Raw genomic sequence first — 989 nt, forward strand, 5'->3', positions numbered from 1 at the left:
ACGGATCTGGACGTCACGTTCACGTACGACGATGCCGGGAACATCCTGTCCCAGACCGACGCGCCAGGCATCGAGGGGCTGGAGGCCGATGGGCAGTGCTTCGCCTACGACGCGCTCAACCGCCTGACCGAGGCGTGGACGCCGGCCGTTTCGGGCGCGACGGCGGACTGCGCCGCGGCGAAGGACGTCGCGACTCTGGCGGGCCCTGCCCCGTACTGGGACTCCTGGACGTTCGAGGGCAACGGGAACCGCCAGGAGTGGACCCACCGCACCGCCGAGGGGACCACGACCACCGCCTACGAGTACGACCCCGCGCGCCCGCATCAGGTCACGGGTGTCACGGTGGATGCGCCGTCGGCCGCGATCACCGAAGCGTTCACCTACGACCTGGCGGGGAACACGACCGGGCGCACGACTGTGACCGAGGGCGCGGCCGCTACGTCCACGGGTGAGACCGAGACCCGCACCGCGATCCAGGGCCTGGACTTCGACGTGGAGTCAGAGCTGGCTGGTACGAGTACGGACACGACGCTGTCGACCCAGCCTGCGGAGGCTGAGTGCGAGGTGCCTGACGGGGAAGACCCCGAGACGTGGTGTGACGGGCAGACGGGCGGTGACACGGAGCCGATCGTTTCGGATGAGGGCACGCTGGCGACGGAGAACATCTACTCCGCTGACGGTGACCGGCTGGTGCGGATCACTCGTGCCGCTGCGACGAGTGGTGGCACGCCGCTGGTCACGGGCGTGACCGCGTATGTTGGCGGCGGGCAGGAAGTCACGCGCGACGCGGGCGGTGACGTGAACGCCGCGCGCTACTACTCGTTCGCGGGACAGACGGTCGCGATGCGCACCGGCAAGGGCATGAAGAACGTGTCCACCCTGGTGGCTGATCATCACGGTACGCCGCTGGTCTCGATCCCGAACACGGTGTCTCGCCCCGGGTTAGATGGAGACATCGAACACCCGGAAGTTGAGGAATGATGGCGGCA

1 protein-coding gene is annotated in these 989 nt (G+C 68.4%); it reads left to right on the plus strand.

Annotated features, from left to right (window positions below):
• Positions 1-981, plus strand: a 981-nt coding sequence (locus ACYVK5_RS21300) for a hypothetical protein (protein WP_460707976.1), incomplete at its 5' end; no start/stop codon positions are given.
• Positions 982-989: the final 8 nt, after the last annotated feature.

The sequence above is a fragment of the Myceligenerans halotolerans genome (assembly GCF_054782975.1).